The sequence below is a fragment of the Hoeflea sp. genome, assembly GCF_984452065.1.
On record NZ_CFHWAF010000036.1, the window covers coordinates 1 to 8400 of the forward strand.

General features: G+C 63.4%; 7 protein-coding genes and 1 pseudogene. 3 read left to right on the forward strand and 5 right to left on the reverse strand.

The features are described from left to right. Both AC5E6N_RS09125 and deoC read right to left on the reverse strand, forming a co-directional pair. The coding region (locus AC5E6N_RS09125) for an aldehyde dehydrogenase family protein (protein ID WP_491747529.1) at positions 1-871 on the reverse strand (871 nt) is incomplete at its 3' end. 12 nt (positions 872-883) lie between these two features. After that, positions 884-1876, reverse strand: coding sequence for a deoxyribose-phosphate aldolase (gene deoC / locus AC5E6N_RS09130; RefSeq protein ID WP_491747561.1), 993 nt, complete (start codon positions 1874-1876; stop codon positions 884-886). A 289-nt stretch (positions 1877-2165) separates the two neighbouring features. Here deoC and AC5E6N_RS09135 point away from each other — a divergent pair, with 289 nt between their 5' ends. After that, positions 2166-3698: a SulP family inorganic anion transporter gene (locus AC5E6N_RS09135; protein ID WP_491747562.1), complete on the forward strand. Its 1533-nt coding sequence runs from the start codon at positions 2166-2168 to the stop codon at positions 3696-3698. A 4-nt stretch (positions 3699-3702) separates the two neighbouring features. Here AC5E6N_RS09135 and AC5E6N_RS09140 read toward each other — a convergent pair. Both AC5E6N_RS09140 and dut read right to left on the reverse strand, forming a co-directional pair. Then, positions 3703-4257: pseudogene (locus tag AC5E6N_RS09140) on the reverse strand (PLP-dependent cysteine synthase family protein); the annotation flags it as partial. A 192-nt stretch (positions 4258-4449) separates the two neighbouring features. Further along, a complete protein-coding gene (dut, locus tag AC5E6N_RS09145) occupies positions 4450-4941 on the reverse strand; it encodes a dUTP diphosphatase (RefSeq protein ID WP_491747530.1) in 492 nt (163 codons plus the stop codon). A gap of 91 nt (positions 4942-5032) precedes the next feature. Here dut and AC5E6N_RS09150 point away from each other — a divergent pair, with 91 nt between their 5' ends. Next, complete coding sequence (locus AC5E6N_RS09150) at positions 5033-6622, forward strand: peptide chain release factor 3 (protein WP_491747531.1); 1590 nt, start codon at positions 5033-5035, stop codon at positions 6620-6622. Between the two features lie 26 nt (positions 6623-6648). Further along, positions 6649-7734, forward strand: a complete 1086-nt coding sequence (locus AC5E6N_RS09155) for a DUF2855 family protein (protein ID WP_491747563.1) — start codon at positions 6649-6651, stop codon at positions 7732-7734. On the opposite strand, the gene AC5E6N_RS09160 is transcribed toward AC5E6N_RS09155, so the two are convergent. Next, positions 7724-8400 (reverse strand): pirin family protein (locus AC5E6N_RS09160; protein ID WP_491747532.1); only part of this gene is annotated, 677 nt, incomplete at its 5' end. The genes AC5E6N_RS09155 and AC5E6N_RS09160 overlap by 11 nt on opposite strands.

An 8400-nucleotide genomic window follows, 5' to 3' on the forward strand; every position in this document is an offset into this window, starting at 1 on the left:
CGTCGACCACGCCCTCGATGGCGCCGTCCATATCGGCGTCGTCAAAGACGATGAAGGGCGACTTGCCGCCGAGTTCCAGCGTCAGCGACTTGCCGCTGCCGGCCGTCTCGGCGCGGATGATGCGGCCGACATCGGTGGAGCCGGTGAAGGCGATCTTGTGCACACCCTCATGTTTGACCAGAGCGGACCCCGTCGAACCATCACCGGTCACGACATTCAGGACACCGGCGGGCAGACCGGCGCGCGCGGCAAGCTCGGCAAAGAGCAACGCGGTCAGCGGAGTCGATTCAGCCGGTTTCAAAACCACCGTATTGCCGAGCGCGAGGGCCGGCGCGACCTTCCACGCCAACATCAGCAGCGGGAAGTTCCACGGGATGATCTGACCGACGACACCGACCGGCTTGTAATCGGACAATTCGCTGTCTTGAAGCTCCGCCCAGCCGGCGTGATGGTAGAAGTGCCGCGCGACCAGCGGGATATCGAGGTCGCGGGTCTCGCGGATCGGCTTGCCGTTGTCCAGCGCCTCGAGCACGGCAAAAAGCCGCGCGTGGCGCTGAACCATCCGCGCGAGCGCATAAATATGCCGTGCCCGCTGCCTGCCGCCGACGGCCTCCCACGAGGGCTGCGCTGCGGCAGCGGCGGCAACCGCTTCGTCGACATCTTCCGCCGACCCCAGAGCAATTTTTGCCAGCTTTTCGCCGGTGGCCGGTTCATGGGTGACAAGCGTCTTGCCGGACTTCGACGGGCAAAAGCCGCCGCCGATGAAATGGCCGAAGCCGGAGCCGCGATCTTTCAGCCAGTTCCGGACATTGTCATCCGCCTCGGGTGCGGGGCCGTAATCGAGGGTATCGAAATAATCTGCAACGGACATCGTCACGTCCCCTTATGCCATCGGGTGGCGGTTGAAGGCCGAATAGCGGCCGGTGATATGATGTTCCAGCTGGCGCTCGATATCGGCAAGCAGGGAAGACGCGCCGAACCGCAACAGGTCGGGCTCAAGCCAGCGCCGTCCGAGCTCTTCCTTCATGAGGATCTGATAGGCCAGCACATCCTTGGCGGTCGAGATGCCCCCGGCCGGCTTGAAGCCGACAATCTGGCCGGTGCACTCATGGAACTGGCGGATCATGCGCAGCATCACAAGGCTGACCGGCAGCGTGGCGTTCGCCGTCTCCTTGCCGGTGGACGTCTTGATGAAATCAGCGCCGGCCATCATGCACACCAACGAGGCCCGCGCCACGTTGCGCAAGGTGCGCAGATCGCCGGTGGCAAGGATCGCCTTGACATGGGCCTCGCCGCAGGCGTCGCGGAAATCGCGCATCTCGTCGTAGAGCGCCTGCCAGTTGCCGGTCAGCACATGCTCGCGCGTCACCACGATGTCGATCTCCTTGGCGCCGTCTGCAACGGATGCCTCGATCTCGCGCAGCTTGGTGTCATGCGGCGACAGCCCGGCCGGGAAGCCGGTCGACACGGCGGCAACGGGAATGAAGGTGCCGTCCAGTGCTTCGACCGCCTCGCGCACGAACCGGTGATAGACGCAGACCGCTCCGGTGGTGATCCGCCGATCGGCGACGCCCAGCGCCTCGAGCAGGTCCGGGCGCACCGGCTGCCGCGCCTTGGCGCACAGCCGGCGCACGCGCGCGGCGGTGTCGTCGCCGTTGAGCGTGGTCAGGTCGATGCAGGTGATGGCCTTGAGCAACCATCCGGCCTGTGCGTCCTTCTTGACCGAGCGGCGGCCGCCAAGCGTCGAGCAGCGCCGCTCTACCGCGGAACGGTTGACCTGAATATCGTTGATCCAGTCGCGTTCAAGCGCACAACCCGTATTGCGGGCAAGCGCATTGTCGTGACGTCCGGGGGCCGGCATTCCGGTGTCGCCCATGAGGATAATCTCTGACATGGAGCGGTGTTATGTGTGATCACACTTGGAGTCAAGCCGCAAAATTCCTCCCCGCAGGGGTCGTGAGCCCCTCCTTCCACAAATGATCGGCGCATAGCTGCCATGCACGGGCTTAAATGGGCTGGTCATTTCGTTTGTGCAGTGCAATAAGCGCGGCGATACTCTTCCATTCGGTTACAAAAACGGATCCGACCCCTTGTTCAAACCCGCCTATGCGGCGCTCACGCAAGCGCTGCCACTCGTGCGTTCGCCCAGCGCGCTGCGTACGCCCATGACGCCCGATCGTATCCGCATCGAGACCCTTTCCGGTCTGACGGTTGCGCTGGCGCTGGTTCCCGAGGCTGTCGCCTTCGCCTTTGTGGCCGGCGTTCATCCGCTGACCGGGCTTTATGCGGCTTTCATCGTTTGCCTGATCACATCGCTCTTCGGCGGCCGTCCCGGCATGATTTCCGGCGCGACGGGCGCGCTTGCGGTCGTTATGGTGGCTTTGGTGTCATCGCACGGTGTCGAATACCTCTTCGCCGCCGTCATCCTCATGGGCATTATCCAGATCGCCGCCGGTATCCTGCAGCTCGGCAAATTCATCCGCCTCGTGCCGCATCCGGTGATGCTCGGCTTCGTCAACGGGCTGGCCATCGTGATTTTCCTGGCCCAGTTCGAGCAGTTCAAGGTGCCGGCGGCCGGCGGCGGCAAGGAATGGATCGGCGGCCTGCCGCTCGCCTTCATGATCGGTCTCGTTGCCTTGACCATGGCGGTTATCTATATCGTCCCGAAAATCACCCGGATCGTTCCCGCGCCGCTGGCGGCCATCGTTGTCGTCGCCGGGCTGGTCATCGGGCTCGACATTCCGGTGCCGCGTGTCGGCGATATGGCCTCGATCAGCGGCGGCCTGCCGGCGTTTTCCATCCCTGCCGTCCCCCTGACCTGGGAGACGCTGGAGATCATCTTTCCCTATGCGGTGATCTTCGCGGCCATCGGCCTGATCGAGAGCCTGCTGACCTTCAACCTCGTCGGTGAAAAGACCGGAACGCGCGGCGGCGCATCGCAGGAGTGCATGGCGCAGGGCAGCGCCAATGTCGTGACCGGCTTCTTCGGCGGCATGGGCGGCTGCGCCATGATCGGCCAGTCGATGATCAATGTGGAATCGGGCGCTCGCACGCGGCTCTCAGGCGTCACCGCGGCGGTGCTGCTCCTGAGCTTCATCCTGTTTGCATCATCGCTGATCGAGCAGATCCCGCTGGCAGCGCTGATCGGCGTCATGTTCATGGTGGTGATCGGAACCTTCGCCTGGCGGAGCTTCACGATCATCGCCCGCGTGCCGCGCACGGATGCGGCCGTCATCGTGCTCGTCACCATCATCACGGTGATGACCGACCTTGCCATCGCCGTCGTCGCCGGCGTCATCATCTCGGCGCTCGCCTATGCGTGGAACAATGCCACGCGCATCCGCGCGACGACACAGGAAGAGGACGGCGCCAAGACCTACCGCATCGAAGGCCCGCTTTTCTTCGGCTCGGTCTCCGGTTTCCTCGAGCTCTTCGAGCCCAGGTCCGACCCGGAGCGCGTGATTGTCGATTTCATGGATTCGCGCGTGGTCGACCAGTCGGCCCTGCAGGCGATCGAGGCACTCGCCGCCCGTTATTCCAGTCACGGCACAAAGCTGGAGCTGAAGCACCTGTCGCGCGACTGCCACACGCTGCTGTCGCGGGCCGGCCAGTTGATGGTGGATTCCGACGACGACCCGGATTACGGCATTGCCGTCCACTACGGGGTTCGTGTCGGCCGGTTCGGCGGAGCGCATTAGGTGTATCGACGCCGCCATCGGTGTCGTTCCAGATTTCTTCCGCCGTCGTCTCGCGGTGGATTTGCGGATTGGCCGGATTCTCGAATTGTTGCGGGATCACCGCATCCGCTATCTCGGAGGCCAGTTCCTCTGCCCTGGCGATCGCGCCCTTCATGCCCTTCGGCGCTTCGGTGAGCACCAGCTCCGCGCCGAGCAGCGCCAGCATTTTCCGGCGTTCGACCGACATGGACTCAGGCATGGTCAGGATCAGCCGGTAGCCCTTGGCCGCCGCGGCGAAAGCGAGCGCGATGCCGGTATTGCCCGAGGTCGGCTCCACCAGCACTGATTTGCCCGGCGTGATCGTGCCGTCCCGTTCCATGGCTTCAATCATGGCGACGCCGATCCGGTCCTTGACGCTGGCGATCGGATTGAAGAACTCCAGCTTGGCAAGCAGATCCGCATGAACGCCGTTTTCGGATGCGAGCCGCCCGAGGCGCACCAGCGGTGTGTCGCCGATTGTCTGTGTAATGGACTCATAGACCCGGCCCCGGCCGGGTGCGCGCTCTGCGTGCTGTGACATGATTGTGCTCCTTGGGTTCTCCGACGGAAACGGGGTATGTGAAGATCATAGATCGCCGCGCCGAAATGGCGAGGACGGCAATGCTCAATCTCCCCTTCATTTAGGAAACCATTCCGTATTCGCAAGAAACAAGGAAGGAATATCTATGAGAAAAGGCTTCAGATGCAGAATTTAGAAGGAGTTTTCGTGCCGCTAATGCCCGGTGGAGCCGAAGCCGCCGCCGCCGCGGGCTGTTTCGCCGGCAAGGGACCGCTCCTCGACACGGGCCTGCACCACCGGCGCGATGACCATCTGCGCGATGCGCATGCCGCGCTCGATGGTAAAGGCTTCACTGCCGTGGTTGACCAACAGGACCTGCACCTCACCGCGATAGTCGCTGTCGATCGTACCCGGCGTGTTGAGGCATGTCAGCCCGTGTTTGAACGCAAGACCGGAGCGCGGCCTTATCTGCGCCTCGAAGCCCGGCGGAATTTCAAAGACAAAGCCGGTCGGCACCAGAACCCGTGCGCCGGGTTCGAGAACGATCGGCGCGGCCTTTTCATTGGCGGCGCGCAAATCCATGCCGGCCGCGCCATCGGTTTCATAGGCCGGAAGATCAAGGCCTTCGCCATGCGGCAGACGTACAAGCCCGATGGCGGGTGTTGTGTCGAAGTCGGTCCAGGTATCAGCGGTGAGTGTAGCCATGCCGCACTCTCGCCGCCGGCCGGGTCTTCGTCAATTGCAACGGCGGCCAACTGGCGCTAGAAGACCTGCAATTCAACAGGATTTTCTCCGCATGACCGATCATCTGGCGAAAGCCGTCGCCCGGCGGCGCACCTTTGCCATCATCTCGCACCCCGACGCCGGCAAGACCACCTTGACCGAAAAGCTGCTCCTGTTTGGCGGCGCGATCCAGCTTGCCGGCGAGGTGAAGGCCAAGAAGGACCGCATGCAGACCCGCTCGGACTGGATGAAGATCGAGCGCGACCGCGGCATTTCCGTCGTCACCTCGGTGATGACCTTCGAATATGGCGACCATGTCTTCAACCTGCTCGACACGCCCGGCCACGAGGATTTTGCCGACGATACCTATCGCACGCTGACTGCCGTCGACGCCGCGATCATGGTCATCGACGCCGCCAAGGGCATCGAGCCGCGCACGCTGAAGCTCTTCGAGGTCTGCCGGCTGCGCGACATTCCGATCGTCACTTTCGTCAACAAGATGGACCGCGAAAGCCGCGACCCGTTCGAGATCCTCGACGAGGTCGAGGAAAAGCTCGCCCTCGATACCGCGCCGATGACATGGCCGATCGGCCGGGGCCGGACCTTCGCCGGCACCTATCACCTTGCCGACAACGCCGTGCGCCGCCAGGACAGCGAGGAAGAGGTCACGAAGGTCAACGGGCCGGAGGCCGACAGCGCCGCCGGGCTGCTGCCGGAAAACGACTGCGAAGCCTTCATCGAGGAAACGGCGCTCGCCATCGAGGCCTGCCGCCCCTTCGATCTGGAGGCGTTCCGCGAAGGGCACCTCACGCCTGTCTATTTCGGCTCGGCGCTGCGCAATTACGGCGTCCGCGATCTGATCAATGCGCTCGGCAGATACGCGCCCCAGCCGCGCGCCCAGAAAGCCGGGGACCGCCTCGTCAAGGCGACGGATCCGAAGATGTCCGCCTTCGTTTTCAAGATCCAGGCCAATATGGACCCCAATCACCGCGACCGGATCGCCTTTGTGCGCGTCTGTTCCGGCCGTCTGCGGCGCGGCATGAAGGCGCGCCTGTCGCGCACGGGAAAAACGCTCGGCCTTTCGGCGCCGCAGTTCTTCTTCGCCCATCAGCGCCAGCTTGCCGACGATGCCTATGCCGGCGATGTGGTGGGCATCCCCAATCACGGCACGCTGCGCATCGGCGACACGCTGACCGAGGGCGAGGATATTGTCTTTGAAGGCGTGCCGAATTTCGCGCCGGAGATCCTGCGCCGGGTGCGCCTGGAGGACGCCATGAAGGCCAAGAAGCTGAAGGAGGCCCTGCAGCAGATGGCCGAGGAAGGCGTGGTTCAGCTTTTCTCGCCGGAGGACGGCTCTCCGGCCATTGTCGGTGTGATCGGCGCGCTGCAGCTCGATGTCCTCAAGGAAAGGCTGAAGGCCGAATACGGCCTGCCGGTCAGCTTCGAGGCGGCGCGGTTCAATGTCTGCCGCTGGATTTCGGCCGACAGCGCCGCCGATGTCGACAAATTCATCGACGCCAAGCGCGGCGACATCGCCCGCGACCTCGACGGCGATGCCGTCTTTCTGGCCGCGGACGGTTTTTCGCTGAACTACGAGGCCGAGCGCTGGCCCGCCATAGAATTTGCCCACGTCAAGGAATATCATCCGCAAAAGGCGGCATGATGTCGGTTTGAGGAGCGACGGCCGTGATGCAGTTTCAGGTCCGCAAGGACGACCTTTCCCGCCACAGGCTGATCGAGGCCGAGGAGCCGGCTCTCACTGAGGGCGAGATCCTGGTCAAGGTCGACCGCTTCGGTCTGACGGCCAACAACATCACCTACGGTGTTGTCGGCGAGCGTATCGGCTACTGGAATTTCTTTCCGCCTCTGGACAATGACGACGGCGGCTGGGGCATTATTCCGGTCTGGGGTTTCGCCGATGTCGTCGCCTCGAGGGCGCGGGAGGTTCCTCAGGGAGAGCGGCTTTACGGCTATTTACCGATGGCGACGCATCTTGTGATGCGGCCGCAGAAGGTCAGCGAGACGCGGATGTTCGACGCGTCGGAGCATCGGTCCGCTCTGCCGCCGGTCTACAATTCCTATGTCCGCCTCGCCGGCCAGCCGGATTACGCGCGGGAACTGGACAATGCCCGCATGGTGCTGCATCCGCTTTATGCGACCTCATTCTGCCTGCACGACTTTCTTGTCGACAATGACTGGTTCGGCGCGCAGCAGATCGTCATCATCAGCGCGTCGAGCAAAACCGCCATCGGTCTTGCCTATGCGCTCGCCGATGACGACAAGGCCCCGGCCGGCATCGGCATGACGTCGGCCCGCAATCTCGATCTCGTCAGATCGCTCGGGCTCCACGACAGCGTGCTGTCCTATGATGAGATAGAGGCGGTCGACGCCGCAAAGCCTACAGCCATCGTCGACATGTCAGGGTCCGGCACGGTGCTCTCGCGACTGCATGCCCATCTCGGCGACAATATGCGCTACTGCTCCAATGTGGGCGTGACCCACTGGACCGAAAACCAGATGGGACCGGGGTTCATCCGCGAGCGCAGCGCCATGTTCTTCGCCCCCGGTCACATACAGAAACGTGCCGGCGAGTGGGGCAAGGGCGCGTTCGAAAAACGCGCCCTTGCGTTCTGGCGTTCGGCTGCTGAAAAGAGCAATTCTTGGCTCACCTACGAGACGACGACGGGCCTTGCCGACGTCGAAGGTCTTTTCGACGATCTGCGTGACGGCAAGGTCTCGCCGCACACCGGACTGGTTGTGGACCTCAGCTCTTGATAAAGCTGCCGGACTGCAGTTCGCGGATGGCCTGAACCAGCTCTTCGCGCGTGTTCATGACGATGGGCCCGTGCCAGGCGACCGGTTCCTCGATCGGCTTGCCGCAGACCAGAAGGAAACGGACGCCTTCCTCGCCGGCCTGAACCGTGACCTCGTCACCGGTGTCAAAGACGACGAGGGTGCGATCGCCGGACTGGTCCCGCAGCAGGATTTCCTCGCCGCCGATCTCCTTCTCCGTCAACACGCCGAACGGTTTCGAGGCGCCGGAAAAAACGCCCGATCCGGCGAAGATATAGGCAAAGGCGGACCGGTAGGTGTCCACCGGCAGGCTTTTGCGTTTGCCGGGCGCTACCGAGACGTCCAGATAGAGCGGGTCGGCGGAAACGCCGTCGACCGGTCCCGATTTGCCCCAGAAATCGCCGCAGACAACGCGCACGACGGTTCCGTCATCGTCAATGACTTCCGGAATATCGGCGGCCTTGATGTCCTGGTAGCGCGGATCGGTCATCTTCAGCGACGAAGGCAGGTTGGCCCAGAGCTGGAAGCCGTGCATGCGGCCTTTCGCGTCACCCTTCGGCATCTCCTGATGCATGATGCCGCGGCCGGCCGTCATCCATTGGACGTCGCCGGCGCCGAGCGATCCCTGATTGCCGAGACTGTCGCCAT

Bases quoted from the DNA above. Each gene is read 5' to 3' on its own strand.
- AC5E6N_RS09150 (WP_491747531.1), top strand. From the start codon at position 5,033: ATGACCGATCATCTGGCGAAAGCCGTCGCCCGGCGGCGCACCTTTGCC.
- dut (WP_491747530.1), bottom strand. From the start codon at position 4,941: ATGGCTACACTCACCGCTGATACCTGGACCGACTTCGACACAACACCC.
- deoC (WP_491747561.1), bottom strand. From the start codon at position 1,876: ATGGGCGACACCGGAATGCCGGCCCCCGGACGTCACGACAATGCGCTT.
- AC5E6N_RS09155 (WP_491747563.1), top strand. From the start codon at position 6,649: ATGCAGTTTCAGGTCCGCAAGGACGACCTTTCCCGCCACAGGCTGATC.
- AC5E6N_RS09135 (WP_491747562.1), top strand. From the start codon at position 2,166: ATGACGCCCGATCGTATCCGCATCGAGACCCTTTCCGGTCTGACGGTT.